General features: G+C 72.5%; 13 protein-coding genes. 3 read left to right on the top strand and 10 right to left on the bottom strand.

The features are described 5' to 3' along the window. Positions 1 to 97: 97 nt before the first annotated feature. Complete coding sequence (locus AB0M03_RS32445) at positions 98 to 1753, bottom strand: FAD-binding dehydrogenase (protein ID WP_363498199.1); 1656 nt, start codon at positions 1751 to 1753, stop codon at positions 98 to 100. A gap of 291 nt (positions 1754 to 2044) precedes the next feature. On the opposite strand from AB0M03_RS32445, the gene AB0M03_RS32440 reads away from it, so the two are divergent. Continuing rightward, positions 2045 to 2971 (top strand): SGNH/GDSL hydrolase family protein, encoded by a 927-nt coding sequence (locus AB0M03_RS32440; protein ID WP_363498196.1) that lies wholly within the window; start codon positions 2045 to 2047, stop codon positions 2969 to 2971. A 135-nt stretch (positions 2972 to 3106) separates the two neighbouring features. Here the strand turns inward: AB0M03_RS32440 and AB0M03_RS32435 are convergent, their stop codons facing one another. The 4 genes from AB0M03_RS32435 to AB0M03_RS32420 form a co-directional block, all read right to left on the bottom strand. Further along, on the bottom strand, positions 3107 to 4039 hold the full coding sequence (locus AB0M03_RS32435) for a nucleotidyl transferase AbiEii/AbiGii toxin family protein (protein WP_363498193.1): 933 nt from the start codon (positions 4037 to 4039) through the stop codon (positions 3107 to 3109). 117 nt (positions 4040 to 4156) lie between these two features. Then, the gene (locus AB0M03_RS32430) at positions 4157 to 6592 is read right to left on the bottom strand and encodes an endonuclease/exonuclease/phosphatase family protein (RefSeq protein WP_363498190.1); all 2436 of its coding nucleotides are present in this window, start codon (positions 6590 to 6592) and stop codon (positions 4157 to 4159) included. Positions 6593 to 6872: 280 nt separating this feature from the next. Further along, complete coding sequence (locus AB0M03_RS32425) at positions 6873 to 7829, bottom strand: RIO1 family regulatory kinase/ATPase (protein WP_363498187.1); 957 nt, start codon at positions 7827 to 7829, stop codon at positions 6873 to 6875. 312 nt (positions 7830 to 8141) lie between these two features. Next, positions 8142 to 9248, bottom strand: coding sequence for a HoxN/HupN/NixA family nickel/cobalt transporter (locus AB0M03_RS32420; protein ID WP_363498184.1), 1107 nt, complete (start codon positions 9246 to 9248; stop codon positions 8142 to 8144). A 333-nt stretch (positions 9249 to 9581) separates the two neighbouring features. Here AB0M03_RS32420 and AB0M03_RS32415 point away from each other — a divergent pair, with 333 nt between their 5' ends. Continuing rightward, on the top strand, positions 9582 to 10520 hold the full coding sequence (locus AB0M03_RS32415; RefSeq protein WP_363498181.1) for a hydrolase: 939 nt from the start codon (positions 9582 to 9584) through the stop codon (positions 10518 to 10520). A gap of 139 nt (positions 10521 to 10659) precedes the next feature. Beyond that, on the top strand, positions 10660 to 12603 hold the full coding sequence (locus AB0M03_RS32410; protein WP_363498178.1) for a CocE/NonD family hydrolase: 1944 nt from the start codon (positions 10660 to 10662) through the stop codon (positions 12601 to 12603). A 71-nt stretch (positions 12604 to 12674) separates the two neighbouring features. On the opposite strand, the gene AB0M03_RS32405 is transcribed toward AB0M03_RS32410, so the two are convergent. The 5 genes from AB0M03_RS32405 to AB0M03_RS32385 all read right to left on the bottom strand — a co-directional run bounded on the left by AB0M03_RS32405 (position 12675) and on the right by AB0M03_RS32385 (position 18296). After that, complete coding sequence (locus tag AB0M03_RS32405; RefSeq protein ID WP_363498175.1) at positions 12675 to 13877, bottom strand: FAD-dependent oxidoreductase; 1203 nt, start codon at positions 13875 to 13877, stop codon at positions 12675 to 12677. A gap of 113 nt (positions 13878 to 13990) precedes the next feature. Then, positions 13991 to 14935, bottom strand: coding sequence for an RNA polymerase sigma-70 factor (locus tag AB0M03_RS32400; RefSeq protein ID WP_363498172.1), 945 nt, complete (start codon positions 14933 to 14935; stop codon positions 13991 to 13993). A gap of 235 nt (positions 14936 to 15170) precedes the next feature. Then, positions 15171 to 16511, bottom strand: a complete 1341-nt coding sequence (locus AB0M03_RS32395) for a GH1 family beta-glucosidase (RefSeq protein ID WP_363498169.1) — start codon at positions 16509 to 16511, stop codon at positions 15171 to 15173. Positions 16512 to 16531: 20 nt separating this feature from the next. Beyond that, positions 16532 to 17374, bottom strand: a complete 843-nt coding sequence (locus AB0M03_RS32390; RefSeq protein ID WP_363498166.1) for a carbohydrate ABC transporter permease — start codon at positions 17372 to 17374, stop codon at positions 16532 to 16534. Then, entirely contained in the window at positions 17367 to 18296 is a 930-nt protein-coding gene (locus AB0M03_RS32385) for a sugar ABC transporter permease (protein ID WP_363498163.1), read from the bottom strand. Before AB0M03_RS32385 ends, AB0M03_RS32390 begins: the two co-directional genes overlap by 8 nt.

Genomic DNA, 18296 nt, shown 5'->3' with positions numbered 1-18296 from the left:
TTGAAAAGATTTTACGGCCGCCGCGCACCCACCCCCAACCCCGGGGGGGCGGGGGTACCCGTCGGGGCCCCCGCGCCCCCGCCTGTCCGTCCGCGCGCTACGCGGTCGCCTTCGCGGCGGCGCGGCCCGCGGCGCGGCCGGAGAAGAGGCAGCCGCCGAGGAAGGTGCCCTCGAGGGCGCGGTAGCCGTGGACGCCTCCGCCGCCGAAGCCGGCGGCCTCGCCCGCTGCGTAGAGGCCGTCCAGGACGGTGCCGTCGGCGCGCAGCACGCGGGAGGAGAGGTCGGTCTCCAGGCCGCCGAGCGACTTGCGGGTGAGGATGTTGAGCCGCACCGCGATCAGCGGGCCCGCCTTGGGGTCGAGCAGGCGGTGCGGGGCGGCGGTGCGGATCAGCTTGTCGCCGAGGTAGCGGCGGGCCCCGTGGACGGCGGTGACCTGGAGGTCCTTGGAGAAGGGGTTGGCCATCTCGCGGTCGCGGGCCTCCACCTCGCGGCGCAGCTCGGCGGCGTCGATCAGCGCCTCGGGCGTCTTGGCGTTCATGCCGCGGATCAGCTCGTCGAGGGTGTCGGCGACGACGAAGTCGGCGCCGTGCTTCTTGAACGCCTCGACCGGCCCGGTGGCACCGGGCAGCGCGCGGCCGAGCACGCCCTTGACCGACTTCCCGGTGAGGTCCGGGTTCTGCTCGGAGCCGGAGAGGGCGAACTCCTTCTCGATGATCTTCTGGGTGAGCACGAACCAGGTGTGGTCGTACCCGGTGGTCATGATGTGCTCGAGGGTGCCGAGGGTGTCGAAACCGGGGAACAGCGGGACGGGCAGGCGGCGGCCGCGGGCGTCCAGCCAGAGCGAGGACGGGCCGGGCAGGATGCGGATGCCGTGCATCGGCCAGATCGGGTCCCAGTTCTCGATGCCCTCGGTGTAGTGCCACATCCGGTCGCCGTTGATCAGGTGGCCGCCGGCGTCGCCCGCGATGCCGAGCATCAAGCCGTCGACGTGGGCGGGCACGCCGGAGAGCATCCGCTCCGGCGGGGTGCCGAGCCGGGCGGGCCAGGCCTTGCGGACCAGTTCGTGGTTGCCGCCGATGCCGCCGGAGGCCACGATCACGGCCTGGGCCCGGAGTTCGAAGGAGCCGGTCGCCTCGCGCGAGCTGGATTCGCCGCGCTGCACGGTGCTGGGTGCCAGGATCTCGCCGTTGACGGTGTCCAGGCTGCCGCCGGTCGCCGACAGCCCGGTGACCCGGTGGCGGAAGCGGAAGTCGACCAGCCCCTTGCCGGCCGCGGCCTTCACCCGGCGGGCGAAGGGCTCGACCAGGCCGGGGCCGGTGCCCCAGGTGATGTGGAACCGGGGCACCGAGTTGCCCGGGCCGGTGGCGGTGAGCCCGCCGCGCTCGGCCCAGCCGACCACCGGGAAGAAGCGCACTCCGCGCTCGTGCAGCCAGGCGCGCTTCTCGCCGGCCGCGAAATCGACGTACGCCTCGGCCCAGCGGCGCGGCCACTCGTCCTCGGGGCGGTCGAAGCCGGCCGTGCCCAGCCAGTCCTGCCAGGCGAGATCCCGGGAGTCGCGGATGCGCATGCGCCGCTGCTCGGGCGAGTCGACCAGGAAGAGGCCGCCGAAGGACCAGTGGGCCTGGCCGCCGAGGGAGGCGGCGGGCTCCTGGTCGAGCAGGATCACCCTGCGGCCCGCCTCGGCCAGTTCGGCGGTGGCGACCAGGCCTGCCAGGCCCGCTCCGATCACGATCACGTCGGCGTCGAGTGCCATCCGGGCGGTCCTCCAGGGCTGGGAGCGGGCTTGTCGATCTCGGTGACCAGCATGGTGCGCCCTGGCGGAGCGGCGGTCAACCGGCCGGTAACCCCGCGCCCGGGAATTTCGCTCCACCGGGTAGTGGAAATCCCGAACGCTTCACCATGGAGCGTAATTCGGGCGCGGCCTGACGGAAATTCAGGCGCGAATTGCGTGTCGAATATCTGGACAACTGCGTTAACCTGCCAGTAACTTACCGAACAGTAGCTCCCCCACCCTCGCCCCCGTTTCTCTTCCCCAGGAGGAACCGTGTTCAGCCGTGCCCTGAAGCGTTCGTCCGTCCTGGTCAGCGCCGTCCTGGCGACCGCCGCCACGGGTCTGCTCGGCGCCCCCGGCGCGAGCGCCGCCGACGTCAACGGCGACTACGTCGCCCTCGGCGACTCGTACGCATCCGGAGCAGGAGTCCCCTCCCAGTACGCGGGCCTCTGCCTCCGTTCGAGCCGGAACTACGGCCACCTGGTCGCCTCCGCACTCGGCTCGGCCAGTTACCGCGACGCCACCTGCGGCGCGGCCAAGGTCTCCGACCTGACGGAGGCCCAGTACGACGCCTTCATCCGGGTCAACGACCCCCAGCTCGACTCCGTCTCCTCCGGCACCGACCTGGTCACCCTCGGCATCGGCGGCAACGAGCTCGGCACCTCCGACCTCGGCATCGGCGACGTCATCGCCACCTGCATGGCGGGTGCCGTGGTCAACCCCTTCGGCACCCCCTGCAAGGACGTCTACGCCCACGGCCACTGGGACTTCAGGTCCTGGTCCTGGAAGTGGGGCGAGGACACCCTGGTGAACCGGATCGACGCCGGCGGCCCGAGGATCGCCGCCGCCCTGCAGAGGATCCACGCCAAGGCCCCGAACGCCAAGGTGCTGCTCGTCGGCTACCCCTCCGTGCTGCCCGACAACGAGCGCAACTGCATCGGCCGCCAGCCCATCACCACCGGCGACGTCGCCTACCTGCGCGGCATCCTGCACAGGCTGAACGACACCCTCGCCGCCACGGCCGCCGCCAACGGCGCCACCTACGTCGACACCCTCACCCCGACCCGCGGCCACGACGTCTGCTCCAACGACCGCTGGATCGAGGGTGCCCTCCCCGGCTCCCCCGCCGTTCCCTTCCACCCCAACGCCACCGGCGAACAGGTCATGGCCCGTGCCGTCCTCGCCGCGCTCGGCAAGTAGGGCGGAGGGGCAAACCCGTGGGGACACAACCCGCAGGACCGGCAAGCCGATAGGGGCGCGGGAACTGCGCGAAACGGAAGTGGCGGTGCCGCACCTTCCGTTTCCGCGCGGTTCCCGCGCCCCTTGGGGTCGGTGCTATTTGCGCATGGCACGCATCAGGCGGTCCAGCCATTCCCCGGGGGTGCCCGGGAAGCCCTGCCAGTCGACGCGGCAGGTGGGCAGCGCCGCAGGCGCAACGGGGTGCGGGCCGCGGCCCAGCACTCGGTGCAGGAGTTCGGGTGCCGGGCGGACGGCCGGGTGTTCGGCGAGCAGGACGGCGTCGTAGAGGTCCTTGCCGCGGGCGGTACCGCCGTCGGCCGTGCCCTCGGTGAGCAGCCACAGCAGCTTCCAGGCGAGGGAGAGTTCGCGGCTCGCGGTGGGCAGCACGGCCGGCGGTCCGCCGTCCGCCCGCGGTATCGCGGTGAACACCGGTGCTTCGGGCAGCGGTTCGTCCCGGGCGAAGTCGATCCGCAGGGAACCCGGTGCGAGCCCGTCCGCCGCCCACGGAATCGTGAGCCGCAGGCCCGTGGCACCGTCGCCGTAGGGCGCGTAGTAGCCGCCGAGGCCCTCGTGCCGGGCGGACCCGGCGTCGAGCCGCAGGCCGGGCGCGGCCTCGGGGGCGTCCTGCAGCCGGTCGAGCAGGTCGCCGTAGGGCACGTCCTCCGGTTGGGTGTCGTGCAGCCAGTGCAGTCCCTCGGGCGGGAGCCGGACGCGGGGGCCGCGCGGTTCGGCCCTCTGCGGGTCCCAGAGTTCGGCGGTGCCGGCGCCGTGGGCCGCCTCGGGCTCGCAGAGCACGGCGTCGAGGGTGTCGAGGTACGAGTGCGGGTCCAGCGGGTCGATCGGCACTGCGGGCACGGCGCGCAGGACGAAGTCGAGGTCGGCGGGCGGCCGGGCGGTGTCCGGGCACCAGGCGGCAAGGACGGCGCTGCCGCGCAGCACCAGACCGTCGATCCAGGGTGCGCCGGCGGCGGTCGCGAGCACGTGGTCGAGGACGGCCCGGTGGGCCTCGGCGGTCGTCCGGCTGGTCACGGGCGCACGCTAGCGGCCGGCACCGACAGCCGGGAATGCCGGCGGGGCGCGGCCCGGGGAAAGCCCCGGGCCGCGCCCCGCCGTTCGACCGGCCGGTGGTGCGGTCTCAGCCGTGGGTCACGGCTTGATGCGCACGAGCTGCGGGTCGTGGTCGCTCGCCTGGGCGGCGAACTCGCTGTTGATGTGCACCACGTCGTAGTCGACGTGCTGACGCTTCAGGCCGGGGCTGACCAGGATGTGGTCCAGCACCTGCGAGTTGCCCTGGTAGACGTAGGAGTACCGCTCCCAGCTGGGCAGTTCGTTGACCAGGTCGCGCAGCACGCCGCCCTCGGTGAGGGTCTGCAGCGCGGGCGAGAACTGGTAGTCGTTGAAGTCGCCGAGGGAGACCACGCGGGCGCCCGGGTCGGCGGCGAGCAGCTTGGCGACGAAGGCGTGCTCCGCGGCGGCCTGCTTGCCGCGCTGCACCTCGGAGCTGCGGGTCGGGGCCTGGAAGCGGCTGTCGATGCCCTGGTCGCCGCCCTTGCTGTTGAAGTGGTTGGCGATGACGAAGATCGGCTTGCCCTTGAAGGAGAACTGGCCGACCAGCGGCTTGCGGCTGGCGTTCCAGGCCTCGTTGCCCGGGTCGATGCGGCCCGGGGAGGCGGTCAGCGCGGTGGCCTTGCCGGTACCGGTGACGTCGACGGCGGTGGTGGCGTCGCCGCCCGCGATGTCGGTGAAGGAGATCCGGGCGGGGTTGAAGAGGAAGACCTGGCGGATGTTGCCGCCGGGCTCACCGCCGTCCTTGCCGTCGACCGGGTCGATGGAGCGCCACTCGTAGGCGGGGCCGCCGGCGGCCTTGATGGCGGCGGTGAACTTCGCGAGGGTGGCACCGGCGGTGACGGTGCCGTTGTTGACGGCGCCGTTGTCGTCCTGGATCTCCTCGAGGGCGACGACGTCGGGCGCGCGCAGGTTGGTGACGATGCCCTGGGCGAGCTCGGCGAACTTCTCGTCCGGGTCGGACGGGTCGAGGTTCTCCACGTTGTACGTGGCGATGGTGGCCTCGCTCGGCAGCGGACGGGCGGTGACCTCGCGCCCCAGACCGTTGTCCTTGAGGGTGCCGAGGGTGTCGGCGGCGACGGTGTAGCCGCCGAACTGGTTGTAGTCGAGCGGGCCGGCGGTGGTGCCGGTGAGCCGGTCGCCGACGTTGGCGACCGGGAAGGCCTGCTCGGCGGCGGGGATCAGCGACTGCACCATCAGGCGGCCGGCGTTGGGCTTGTCGTAGCCGAGGTAGACGACGCCGCCGCGGCGGGTGGCCGGGTCCTCGCAGTCGACGTCCACCCACAGCTCGTTGTACTTGTCGGTGGCCTGGACGACGCGGGCGTCGGCGATCTCGACCCGCATGCCCTCCAGCGACTCGAACCGGTCGAGGGCGTACTCGGCGGGCTTGAGCGGCAGGTTCTCGATGGTGGCGCCGGCGGCGTCGGGCGCGTACGCGGCGGGGATGCTGCGGCCGTCCAGGCGGACGGCGGCGGGCAGCGGGTTGCCGGAGGAGAGCACGGTGGTCTTCGGAGCGGTGAGCTCGGTGACCGACTGGCCGCCGCCGCTGTAGGCCGGGTAGTACTCGGTGACCTTGGCGGTGACCAGGACCGAGTCGCCGACCTTGACGGTCGGGGCGGCGCTGCCGGTGTAGACGAAGACGGCCTCGCTGGTGGCCGGGTCGGCGTCCGGGGTGGCGTCCTGGATCCAGAAGCCCTTGGAGCCGGTGGTGCGCACGGCGGTGACGATGCCGGGGATGCCGGCGATGGTGCTGCCGGACTTCGGGGATATCCGTGTGCTGCCCTGGATGTCGTGGATGCGGACGGTGCCGGGCTCGGTGGGGCCGGTGGAGCCGGTGTCGCCCTCGGCGGCCTCGCCCTTGCCGTTGACCGGGGTGGGCGCGCCGGCCTTCAGGTCGGCGGCGTTGTCGTCGGTGTCGGCGAGGCCCGCGCCGCGGGCGACGGAGGCGGTGTTGCTCGCGCCGGCGGCGGGGCTGCCCTCGCGGACGACGGCGGTGCCGAAGCCGACCAGGTCGCGGATGCGGGTGTCGGCGGCGCAGTCCGCGGCGGTCTTGCAGGTGAGCGGGGCGGTGCCCTGGACGAGGGCGACGGTGCCCGAGGTGCCGGAGAGGGCCAGGGTGCCGGTGGCGTCCGGGGTCGGCAGGGCGACGGTGCCGCCGGTGCCCGCGGCCTCGGCGATCAGGTAGCGGCCGCCGGGGGCGACGGAGCCGGTCAGCGGGGTGACGCTCCAGGTGCTGCCGGAACCGGGGTTGCCGGAGATGTACTGGACGCTCCAGCCGTCGAGGCCGAAGGCGGCGCCGCCCTTGTTGGCGAGCTCGATGAAGTCGTTCTTCAGCGTGGCACCGGAGTTGCCGCCACCGCCGTAGACCTCGGCGATCACCGCGTCGGCCGAGGGCGCGGCCGTGGCGCCCGGCAGCGGGACGAGGACCAGCGAGGCCGCCACGGAGGACGACAGGACGGTCGCGCGCAGCAGTCTCCGGCGGGAGCGGGGGTTGGGGGCGGCGGTGGTTCGGGTCACCGGGAGAGGCTCCTTAATCTGCCGGCGGACGCGGGACCACCGCGTGCGGGCAGCACGGTCACCCGGCGGACGTGGGCTCGCCGGGTGCTGAGGGTGTGTCAGAGTTGGTAACTACTCGCGTAGATACCGTGCAGTAAGATACGCGCGTAGAAGGTGACGCGACAAGACATCGTGCGTTAACTCTTGGCACACGCCGCATGCCCTCCGGTCGCCGGAGTCTCCGTCAGGGTCCGTGCCGGACGGGCCGGGAGGGCCCGACCGGCACGGACACCGCGCCCGGCTACCCCAGCCGCGCGTCGGCGGCGAGCGAGCCGACCAGCTCCTCGACCCGGCCCTCGGGCAGGCCCCGGGAGACGAACCAGGCCCCGACGTTGCGCACGTCCCGCTCCAGGAAGGAGAGCCCGCGCGGATTGGCGACCACGTCGACGATCTGCGGCACGTCGATGATCACCAGCCGCCCGCGGTGGACGAGGATGTTGTACGCGGAGAGGTCGCCGTGCGCGTAGCCGCCCACCGCGAGCAGCGACAGGCTGCGGCCGAGCTGCTCCCACAGGTCCTCGACGTCGGCCTCCTCGGCGCGGAGCTGGGCCAGCCGGGGCGCGGCCGCGCCGTCCTCGTCGCCGACGAACTCCATCAGGATCTCCGTCCCCGTGATCTGCACCGGGTACGGGACGGCCACCCCGGCCGACCAGAGCCGGCACAGCGCGGCGAACTCGGCCCCGGCCCACTGCCCGGCGATCGCCTCCTTGCCGAAGGCGGTGCGCTTGGCCATCGCCCGGGTGATCCGGGACTCCTTGTGCTGACGGCCCTCCAGGTAGCCGGAGTCGCGGTGGAACATCCGGTGCTGGGCGTCCCGGTAGCGCTTGGCGGCCATCAGGGTGCGGCGGTCGGTGCCCGGCACGGCACGCTCCAGCAGGAAGACGTCGGCCTCCTTGCCGGTCTTCACGATCCCGAGCTCGGTGTCCACGGCCGCCAGCTCGGTCACCACCCAGCCGGGGCGCGGCTCGGGGCCCTTCTCGGTGGGGGTGGACCGGTCCCAGGTGGACCAGCGGTCACCCTCGGCGGGGCCGTCGGACACGGCCGGGGCGGGGTCGTCGAAGCCCTCCGGGAGCGCGGCCGCGGAGGGGAAGTACTCGGGTTCGAAGTCGTCGAACCGGTCGGACCGGCGGCCGCGCCGGGGCCCGCCCTTGGGACGGATGCGGGAGAAGGAATCGCTGTCGGCAAAGCGCTCGCGCACTGCGGTGGCTCCTGGGAGACGGCCCACCGGGTGCGTCGGATGCGACGCGCTGTCAGCCGGTGGGAAGGTGACGATCGAGGGAGGCGTATGGCGCGCACGCGAAGGCGCGCCGCGACACGGCGGCAACCATCCGGACACACCTCCTCGACGTCAGGTCCTCGCACGACAACGGCGGGACGTCAGCACCCTAGCCGCTCCCCGCGGCAGCGCAACCGAATATTCACGGACATCCCGAAGGGGCGCGTGGGGCACCTCCCAGCCATGAGCGAGGAGGCGCCCCCACGCGCCCCTGACGGGTTTGCCCCGACTGCCTCAGTCCGCTTCGACGGCAGCCGGCTCGCGAACGGCTGCCGACCACTTCTGCTCGACCTTGCCGAGCTTCCAGTAGGCGACGGCGCCGGCCCAGGTGACCACGAACAGGCCGACGATGGCGTAGCCGACCATGTTGAGGTCGAGTTCGGCGATCCAGCCGATCGGGCCGGAAGTGATGCCGAGCTTCTCGGCGAGCAGGCCGACCAGCTCGATGACGCCGATCACCAGGGCGACCAGCACCGACAGGCCGGTGACGGTGAGGTTGTAGTAGATCTTGCGGACGGGCTTGGAGAACGCCCACTCGTAGGCAAAGTTCATGAACGAGCCGTCGATGGTGTCGAGCAGGCTCATGCCGGCCGCGAAGAGGACCGGCAGCACCAGCAGCGCGTACCAGGGCAGCGAGAAGGCGGCGGCGCCGCCGGCCAGGACGAGCAGCGAGACCTCGGTGGCGGTGTCGAAGCCGAGGCCGAAGAGCAGGCCGACCGGGTACATGTGCCAGGGCTTGGTGACGGCCCGGGTGACCCGGCCGAGGATGCGGTTGAGGAAGCCGCGCTTGTCGAGCTGGCGCTCCAGCTCCTCCTCGTCGAACTCGCCGGCCTTCATGCTGCGGAAGACCTTGAGGATGCCGTTGAAGGCGCCGAGGTTGATCAGGCCGATCAGCACCAGGAAGGTGCCGGAGACGGTGACGCCGATCAGGCCGGTGGCGGTGTGCAGCGCGGACTCGTCGGACTCGACCTGGCCGGCCAGCGAGCGGATGCCGAAGGCGAGCAGCGCGCAGAGGCCGAAGACGATCGAGGAGTGGCCGAGCGAGAACCAGAAGCCGACGGAGAGCGGGCGCTTGCCCTGGCCCATCAGCTTGCGGGTGGTGTTGTCGATCGCGGCGATGTGGTCGGCGTCGAAGGCGTGCCGCATGCCGAGGGTGTAGGCGGTGAGGCCCATGCCCGCGCCGAAGACCTGGCCGCCGACGTCGTAGTGGCGGGGGGCGATCACGGCGAGCAGGGTGAACCAGCCGACGACGTGGAGGGCCAGCACGAAGCCGCCCATCCCGGCGAGCCGGAGCCACTCCTCGCGGGTGAGCCGGTCGCGGAGACGGCTTGGTGTCGACATGGGAGTCCTCCCGGCAGCGGACGGATGAGCCGAGCCATCCTGTCGCCCCGGAGAATCAATTGCAAGTCATATGCAATTGCTGGCATGGCGCACGGCGACCTGCACGGATGCACCGGGGGCGCATTCCGCGCAGGACATGTCACACGACGTACCCGATCCCTTAACCTCCCGCGTCTTCCTGCGTCCTCTTCTACGCGCGGATACTCGACTCCATACGCGGATCTACGCGCGGATACCCCAGCTGTCCGCGCGCAGTCCCGCGCGCAGTCCCGCGCGCAGGTCATGCGGACAGAACTGCCCCCAATCCCCCAACTCCCCACGGAGGAACGGCAGATGATCGGCACTCGCACCATCCGCACGAAGGCGGCACTGGCCGCCTCCGCCGTCCTGGCGGCCACCCTCACCGGCCTCGCGGCGCCCGCCGCCCCGGCCGCCGCCGCCACCCCCCACCGGGTGCTCTTCGACAACAGCAAGGCGGAGACCGCCGGCAACGCCGACTGGATCATCTCCACCAGCCAGCCCGACCCGCTGGCCCAGAACGCCAGTCCCAGCACCGAGAAGAGCTGGACGGGCGCCCTCTCCGCCTGGGGCGTCGCCCTGCAGAAGGCCGGCGGCTACAGCCTCAAGACGCTGCCCGCCGGCTCCACCATCAGCTACGGCACCGGCGCCGCGCTCGACCTCGCGAACTTCGACACCTTCGTGATCCCCGAGCCCAACATCCGCTTCTCCAGCGCCGAGAAGACCGCCATCATGCGCTTCGTCCAGAACGGCGGTGGGCTCTTCCTCATCTCCGACCACAGCAACAGCGACCGCAACAACGACGGCTGGGACTCCCCCGAGATCATCAACGACCTCTTCACCAGCAACGGCGTCGACAACACCTCGCCGTTCGGCTTCTCGGTCGACGTGAAGACCATCAGCACCGACAACCCGCGCGCCGTCAACGACGCCGCCGACCCGGTGCTGCACGGCGCCTTCGGCAACGTCACCGGCTCCATCCTGCGCTCCGGCACCACCTTCACTCTCACCCCCTCCGCCAACTCCTCGGTCAAGGGCCTCGTCTACCGCACCGGCTACAGCGGCAACACCGGCGCCTTCTTCGTCACCAGCACCTTCGGCAGCGGCCGGGTCGCCGCCTGGGGCGACAGCTCCCCCGCCGACGACGGCACCGGCCAGTCCGGCAACACCCTGTACGACGGCTGGAACGACACCGCCGGCACCAACGCCGCGCTGGCCCTGAACGCCACCGCCTGGCTCAGCAAGGCCTCCTGAACCACCCCCCTGCGGCGCCGCGCGCCGCAGGGGCCCGCGGCACGTCCCTGCACCCGGCCCGGTGGAAATGGGGCCCGACCGCACCCATCCTGGGGAGGTCGGGCCCGCCCCGGGCCGCCGCACAACCCACGGAGGGCCCATGCAGCCGCCGGCCCCGTACCCCTACCGCACCACCCGCGAGGACGTCCGGATCGCCATGCCGGACGGCACCCGCCTCGCGGCCCGGCTCTGGCTCCCGGTCACCGACCACCCGGTGGCCGCCCTGCTCGAGCACCACCCCGGCGGCATCGGCGACACCACGGCCGTCCGCGACGCCCAGCGCCACCCCTGGTACGCCGGGCACGGCTACGCCTCGCTGCGGGTCGACGCCCGCGGCCACGGCAGCTCCGAGGGCCTCCCCACCGACCCGGCCTCCCCGGCCGGCACCGCCGACGGGCTCGCCCTGCTCGACTGGCTCACCGCCCGCCCCTGGTCCAACGGCCGGGCCGGCGCCTTCGGCATCGGCCGCGGCGGCACCGCCGCCCTCGCCCTCGCCGCCCGCGCCCCCGAGGCGCTCGCCGCGGTCGTCGCGGTCTGCGCCGACGACCGCACCGCACCCGTACGGGACCGGGCAGGGGCCCCGCTCGCCGCCGCCGTGCACGCCGACTCCGCCGCCCGGCTCGCCGCCGCCTGCCGCCCGCCCGACCCCCGGTACACCGGCGACGACTGGAAACACCTCTGGCTGGAACGGCTGGCCGCCGTCGGCCCGGACGACCCCGACGAAGGCGGCCGGCTCGCCCTCGCCGCCGTCCGCGCCGCCGTCCTGGCCTTCGGCGGCTGGGCCGACCCGCAGGCCGGCACCGTGCTCCGCCTCGTCGAACAGCTCGGCGAGAACGCCCGCGGCGTCATCGGCCCCTGGCCGCACCAGTACCCCGACCAGGGCCTGCCGCCCGGCCCCGCGATCGGCTTCCTCCAGGAGACCCTCCGGTGGTGGGACCACTGGCTCAGGGGCGCCGAGACCGGCGTCCTCAAGGAGCCGGCCCTGCGCAGCTGGATGAACGAGTCCGTGCCGCCCGCCACCTCCTACGTCAACCGGCCAGGCCGCTGGGTCGGCGACGAGAGCTGGCCCTCACCCGACGTCCGCGAGGTGCACTACGGCCTCGACGACGCGCTGCGCACCGCCGGGACGCCCTCCGGCGAGCGCCTCGTCCCCGTCCGCTCCCCGCAGCACACCGGCATCGACGCCGGGGCCGTGCAGCCGCTCGGCGGGCCGGCCGATCTGCCGCCGGACCAGCGCGAGGAGGACGGCCGCTCGGTCTGCTTCGACTCGGTGCCGCTGCCCGAGCCCGAGGAACTGCTCGGCGCCGCCTCGGTACGGCTGCGGGTGCGCCTGGACGCGCGGCACGGGCAGGTCGCGGCACGGCTGTGCGACGTCGCCCCGGACGGCTCGTCCACGCTGGTCAGCCGTGGTGCAGCGGCCCTGGCGGGCGGCATCGGGCCGGTGGAGGTCGAATTCGGGCTGGCCGCGGTCGCGCACGCCTTCCCGGCCGGGCACCGCATCCGGCTCGCGCTCTCCTCCGCGTACTGGCCGTGGCTGTGGCCGGTGGCCGAGACCGGCGGCTTCGAACTGGACCCGGGCGCGTCGGTGCTCACCCTGCCGGTGCGGCACCTGGCGGCGGACGCGGGCAGCGGGCCGGTCGCCTTCGACCCGCCCGAACAGGCGCCGGCGCCGGCCGAACTCCGCCCCGAACCGCTCACCGCCCACCCGGAGCGGCAGACCGTCCACGACGTGGGCACCGGCGAATGGCGCCTGCAGCTGGCCCGCCCGGCCGGCGCGGTGGTGCACCCCGACGGCCTCGCCGAGGAGGAGCACGTCCTGGAGGCGTACCGCATCCGCTCGGACGACCCGCTGAGCGCCCGGGCGCGCACCGACCGCACCCTGCGGCTGGAGCGGACGGACATCGGCTGGGACGTCACCCTGCAGATCCGCTCCGAGGCGAGCTGCGACGCCGGGCACATCACCGTGCACGACCACATCCGCGCCCTGGAGGGCGGCGACGTCCTCTACGAACGCAACTGGCGCCGCCGCCTGCCGCGGACATGAACGGTCGACCACCCAGGGGCGCCGGGGGCCCCTGGGTGGTGACCCGTGAGGGCGGCCCGGCACCGGCCGCGTCAGGCCGCAGCCTCCGCCCGTGCACGGCCGGGGAGCTCCTCCCGGACGACGCGCCGGCGGCGGGCCGGCACGCCCGTGGTCGGGTTGGCGACGCCCCAGGCCGCACCCTTGCAGATCAGTTCCTTGTAGAGGGCGGCCACGCGGCCGGTCAGGGCCCTGTCGACCGCCCGGTCGTCGGCGGTGACGAACTGGATCAGGCCCTCCTTGCGGCCGAGCGAGATGCACTGCTGGAAGTAGCGGATGGGGACGCGGGGGACCTTGGTGCCGGCGAGCCGGGCCGCGACGGCGTCGGCGGCCTGCCAGGCCATCGGAACGCCCGAGGCGCAGGACATGCGCAGGGGCTTGCCATTGGGGCCGATCGCCATCGCGGCGTCGCCCACGGCGTACACGTCCGGGTGGGAGACCGAGCGCATCGTCCTGTCGACCACGATCTGGCCGCGGTCGGTGACCTCCAGGGTGGTGGCCCCGGCGATCGGGTGGACGGCGAAGCCGGTGGTCCAGACGGCGACCTCGGCGGGGATGATCCGGCCGTCGGCCGTGGTCACGCGGTCCGCCTCCACGGCGGTGACCGCGGCGTCCTCGTGGACGGTGATGCCGAGCCCGTCCACCACCTTCCGCAGGTGGGCGCGGCCCTTCTCGGAGAGCCAGTCGCCCAGGGCACCGCGGGCGACCAGGGCGACGTCAAGGTCCGGGCGGGCCTCGGCGATCTCGGTCGCGGCCTCCAGGCCGGTCAGGCCGCCGCCGATCACGACCACGGGACGGCCGGCGTCCAGGGCGGCCAGGCGGTCGCGGAGGCGGAGGGCGCCGGGACGGCTGGAGACCTCGTGGGCGTGGTCTGCGGTGCCGGGGACGCCCCCGTCGTTCCAGCCGCTGCCGAGGGCGTAGACCAGGGTGTCGTACTCCAGCTCCTCCCGCCCGGGGCCGTCCGCGGCGGTGACCGTCACCGTTTTGCGGTCCACGTCCACGGCGGTGACCTTCGCGAGCTTCAGTGCCACGCCGGTGCCCGCGAACATCTCGCCGAACGGCCGGGGCCTGAGGTCCTGGCCGGCCGCGAGCTGGTGCATCCGGACGCGCTCGACGAAGTCGGGCTCGGGGTTGACGAGGGTGATGGTGACGTCCTCGCGGTGCAGCCGCTTGGCGATGCGGCCGGCGGCGGTGGCTCCGGTGTAGCCGGCGCCGAGGACGACGATGCGGTGCTGCATGTGCCTGCTCCTGTCTGGAGGGTTCCGCCGCTGTCTTCGCGCGGTTTCGCCTCCTGAACCGGGCAGCCCGGCGTTTCCTGACAGGGTCGGGATGTGAAGCACGTCACATCGGATCAGAGGGTGTGGAGCGGGGCGTTCCCGTGCTCCGCGGCGGCCCACTGCTCGGTCGCGCGGACGAGCTTGTCGGGGTTGACCTGGCTGCGGACCGCGGCGATGCCGTCCGCGGTGACCTCCAGACAGGTGATCCCGACGACCCGGCCGTCCACGACCGCCACGATGGCGGGCCCGCCGTTGGCGTCCGCGGCGTAGATCTCGGCCGCGCCGCCGACGTGGGCCCGCTTGGCCTCGCTGGGCTTGAACAGGCCGCGCAGGAACTTGGCGACCGCGAGCGCGCCCTCGAACGCCTTCGCGCGGGCCGGGACCTTCCCGCCGCCGTCGCCGACCGAGACGGCGTCCTGGGTGAGCAGGCGCACCAGGGGTTCGGTACGGCCGCTGGTCGCCGCGGCCAGGAACTCCTCGACGATCCTCCGGGCGGCGGCCTCGTCGATCTCGGTGCGCGCCCTGCCGTCCGCGACGTGCTTCTTGGCCCGGTGGTAGATCTGCTGGCTGGCCGCCTCGCTGATGCCGAGGATCTCGGCGATCTCCCGGTGCGGGTAGTCGAAGGCCTCGCGCAGCACGTACACCGCCCGCTCGTTGGGCGACAGGCGCTCCAGCAGGACGAGGACGGCGTACGACACCGAGTCGCGCTGCTCGGCGGTGTCGGCCGGGCCGAGCATCGGGTCCCCGGCGAGCAGCGGCTCGGGGAGCCACGTCCCCACGTACGTCTCACGCCGGGCGCGTGCCGAAGTGAGCATGTTGAGGCAGAAGTTGGTGAGGACCTTGGTCAGCCAGGCCTCGGGCACCTCGATCCGCTCGACGTCGGCCGCCTGCCAGCGCAGGAACGTCTCCTGCACGGCGTCCTCGGCCTCGCTCGACGAGCCGAGCAACCGGTACGCAATGGCCTCCAGCCGGGGCCTGGCAGCTTCGAACCGGTCGACGTCGCTCATGATCAGGGCCATGCCCGCGATCCTAGTTGCCGCCGGCACGGAACGGCAGACGGCGCGGAGCTCCCGGGTGGGTGAAGCGGCTGCCCGGTCCGCCGCGGAGGCGGCCCTGCGGGAGCCTGCGGCCTGGGCCCTGCTCGACCGCCTGCGCGAGGCCCTGCCCGCACCTGCCCCGGGCGCACGGGGGCACCCCGCGGGGAGCTGACGACGAGGGGTCCGGCGGCCGCCGCCGGACCCCTCGGTCTGTGCGTCAGCGGGCGCGGTGGGTGCGGATGATCTCCGCGTACCGCTCGCCGCTGGCCTTCACGGTGCGCTGCTGGGTGTCGTAGTCGACGTGCACCAGGCCGAACCGCTTGTCGTAGCCGTACGCCCACTCGAAGTTGTCGAGCAGCGACCAGGCGAAGTAGCCGGCCAGCGGGGCGCCCTCGGCGACGGCGCGGGCGCAGGCGTCCAGGTGGCCCTCCAGGTAGGCGGTGCGCTCCGGGTCCTCGATCCGGCCGTCCGCGGTCACGGTGTCGCGGTAGGCGGAGCCGTTCTCGGTGATGTAGATCTTCCGGACGCCGTACTCCTCGGTGAGGCGCATCAGCAGCTGGTGGATGCCCTCGGCGTCCACCTCCCAGCCCATGGCGGTGTGTTCGGCGTTGCGGCCGGGGGCCTGGCGGAAGTGCGGGGCCGGGCCGGCCGGGTCGTCCTCGACGAACTGGCGGAAGTAGTAGTTGAGGCCGATCCAGTCGAGCGGGGCCGAGATGAGCTCCATGTCGCCGTCGCGGACGGGGAGTTCGACGCCGTAGAGCTTGACCATGTCCTCCGGGTAGCCGCGGCCGAGGACGGGGTCGAGCCACCAGCGGTTGATGTGGCCGTCGGCGCGGACGGCGGCGAGGCGGTCGGCCTCGCTGTCGGAGGCCGGGATGATCGGGCTGAGGTTGTTGACGATGCCGACCTGGACGTCCGCGTGGGCCGCGCGCAGCGCCTGCACGGCGTAGCCGTGGCCGAGGTGCAGGTGGTACGAGGTGCGGACGGCGGCGGTGAGGTCCGTCCAGCCGGGGGCCATCTTGCCCTCGAGGTGGCCGATCCAGGAGGAGCAGAGCGGCTCGTTGAGGGTGGCCCAGTGCTTGACGCGGTCGCCGAGGCGGTCGGCGACGACGGCCGCGTACTCGCCGAAGCGCTCGGCGGTGGCGCGCTCGGGCCAGCCGCCGCGGTCCTGCTGGGCCTGCGGGAGGTCCCAGTGGTACAGGGTGCCGTGCGGGGTGATGCCGGCGTCCAGCAGGCCGTCGACCAGGCGGTCGTAGAAGGCGAGGCCTTCGGCGTTGACCCGGCCGTCGGCCTGCGGCACGACGCGCGGCCAGGCGACGGAGAAGCGGTAGGCGCCGAGGCCGATCCGCTTCATGAGGCCGATGTCCTCGGCGTAGCGGTGGTAGTGGTCGCAGGCGGTGTCGCCGTGGTCGCCGTTGTCGATCTTCCCGGGGGTGTGGGAGAAGGTGTCCCAGATGGAGGGCGCGCGGCCGTCCTCGTCCACGGCACCCTCGATCTGGTACGCGGAGGTGGCCGCGCCCCAGACGAAGTCGTCCGGCAGGGCGTTGAGGTCGTTCACAACTGGCCTTTCAATCAGGGTCACTTGACGGCGCCGGCGGTGAGGCCGGCGACGAGGTAGCGCTGCAGGAGGAGGAAGCCGGCGACCACGGGGACGCTGACGACCAGGGAGGCGGCCATGACCTGGTTCCAGTACACGTCGTTGAGCGTCGCGTAGCCCTGGAGGCCGACGGCGAGGGTGCGGGTCTCGTCGTTGGTCATGACGGAGGCGAAGAGGACCTCGCCCCAGGCGGTCATGAAGGCGTAGACGGCGACGGCGACGATGCCGGGAATGGCGGCCGGGATGATGATCCGCACCAGGGCCCGGACCGGGCCGCAGCCGTCGACCAGGGCGGCCTCGTCGAGGTCCCGCGGGATGGAGTCGAAGTAGCCGACCAGCATCCAGATCGAGAAGGGCAGCGAGAAGGTGAGGTAGGTGAGGATCAGTCCGCCGCGGCTGCCGTAGAGGGCCACGCCGGTGGTGTTGCCGATGTTGACGAAGATGAGGAACAGCGGCAGCAGGAAGAGGATGCCGGGGAACATCTGCGTCGACAGCACGGTGACGGTGAACAGCCGGCGGCCGCGGAAGCGGTAGCGGCTGACGCCGTAGGCGGCGAGGATCGCGATGAGCACCGAGAAGATCGTCGCTCCGCCGGCCACGATGATCGAGTTGAGGAAGTACTTGCCGAGCGGCACGGTCTTCCAGATGTCGAAGTACGGGCGGACGGTGAGCGTGCTCGGTATCCAGCGGAACGGCCCCTGGACGTCCTGGAGCGGCTTCAGCGAGGAGCTGACCATGACGCCGACCGGGACGAGGGTGAAGACCGCGAGCAGGGCGAGCACGATCCGGCGGGTCCACCGGAAGGACGCGGGCGGGTTAATCATCGGCGCCCCTCCGACGCGAGGTGATGAACAGGTAGACCGACGTCACCAGCAGCAGGAACAGCAGGAGCAGCACCGACATGGCGGAGCCCGCGCCGAAGTTCCAGGTGACGAAGGAGGACTGGTAGATGTGGATGGAGATGAGGTCCGAGGCTTCCGGTGCCGACTTGCCGAAGAGCACGTACGGCGTGTTGAAGTCGTTGAACGTCCAGAGGAAGAGGACGAGCACGAGGACCAGGTTGACCGGGCGCAGCGAGGGCAGGGTGATCCGGCGGATCTGCTGCCAGATGCCGGCGCCGTCCATGGCGGCGGCCTCGTAGAGCTCGCGGGGGATGTTCTGCAGACCGGCCGTCAGGGTGAGGAAGGCGAACGGCCAGGAGCGCCAGACGGAGACGGTGACGAGTGCGGTGAAGCTGTTGTCGCCGATCAGCCAGAACGGCCGGTCCGAGGTGAGGTGGAGCTGGTCGTGGATGACGTGGTTGATGAGCCCGGTGTCCCGCTGGAACATGAACGACCAGGTGATGACGGCCGCGTAGACGGGGAGGGCGTAGGGCAGCAGGAAGGCTGCGCGGAGCAGCCCTCTGCCTCTGAAGGAGTCCTGCATCATGATCGCCGCCGTGGTGCCCACCAGCCAGGAGAGGCCGACGGCGAGGATCGTGAAGGCGCAGGTCACCCAGAACGAGTTGAGCAGCGACTGGCCGACGGGGGCGTTGAAGTCCACCGCCATGCGGTAGTTCCCGAGGCCAGTCCACGGTGCGGACGACCAGTCCCGGATGTAGAACTGGGTGAGCTGTTTGAAGCTCATCGCGATGCCGACCACCATGGGCACCAGGTGGATCAGCAGCTCCAGGGCGAGTGCCGGGAGCAGGAGCAGGTAGGGCAGGCTCGAAGGGGTCAGGCGCAGTCGGCCGAGTCGCTGTCGCAC

This window comes from Kitasatospora sp. NPDC051914 (genome assembly GCF_040680995.1).
Lineage (GTDB): Bacteria > Actinomycetota > Actinomycetes > Streptomycetales > Streptomycetaceae > Kitasatospora.
Note: the sequence above shows the minus strand (reverse complement) of the source record. Positions and strands in the feature narration are given on the sequence as shown.

Coding starts and splice junctions, on each gene's coding strand:
- AB0M03_RS32445 (WP_363498199.1), bottom strand. CDS start 1,753: ATGGCACTCGACGCCGACGTGATCGTGATCGGAGCGGGCCTGGCAGGC.
- AB0M03_RS32420 (WP_363498184.1), bottom strand. CDS start 9,248: ATGTCGACACCAAGCCGTCTCCGCGACCGGCTCACCCGCGAGGAGTGG.
- AB0M03_RS32415 (WP_363498181.1), top strand. CDS start 9,582: ATGATCGGCACTCGCACCATCCGCACGAAGGCGGCACTGGCCGCCTCC.
- AB0M03_RS32410 (WP_363498178.1), top strand. CDS start 10,660: ATGCAGCCGCCGGCCCCGTACCCCTACCGCACCACCCGCGAGGACGTC.
- AB0M03_RS32405 (WP_363498175.1), bottom strand. CDS start 13,877: ATGCAGCACCGCATCGTCGTCCTCGGCGCCGGCTACACCGGAGCCACC.
- AB0M03_RS32400 (WP_363498172.1), bottom strand. CDS start 14,935: ATGGCCCTGATCATGAGCGACGTCGACCGGTTCGAAGCTGCCAGGCCC.
- AB0M03_RS32390 (WP_363498166.1), bottom strand. CDS start 17,374: ATGATTAACCCGCCCGCGTCCTTCCGGTGGACCCGCCGGATCGTGCTC.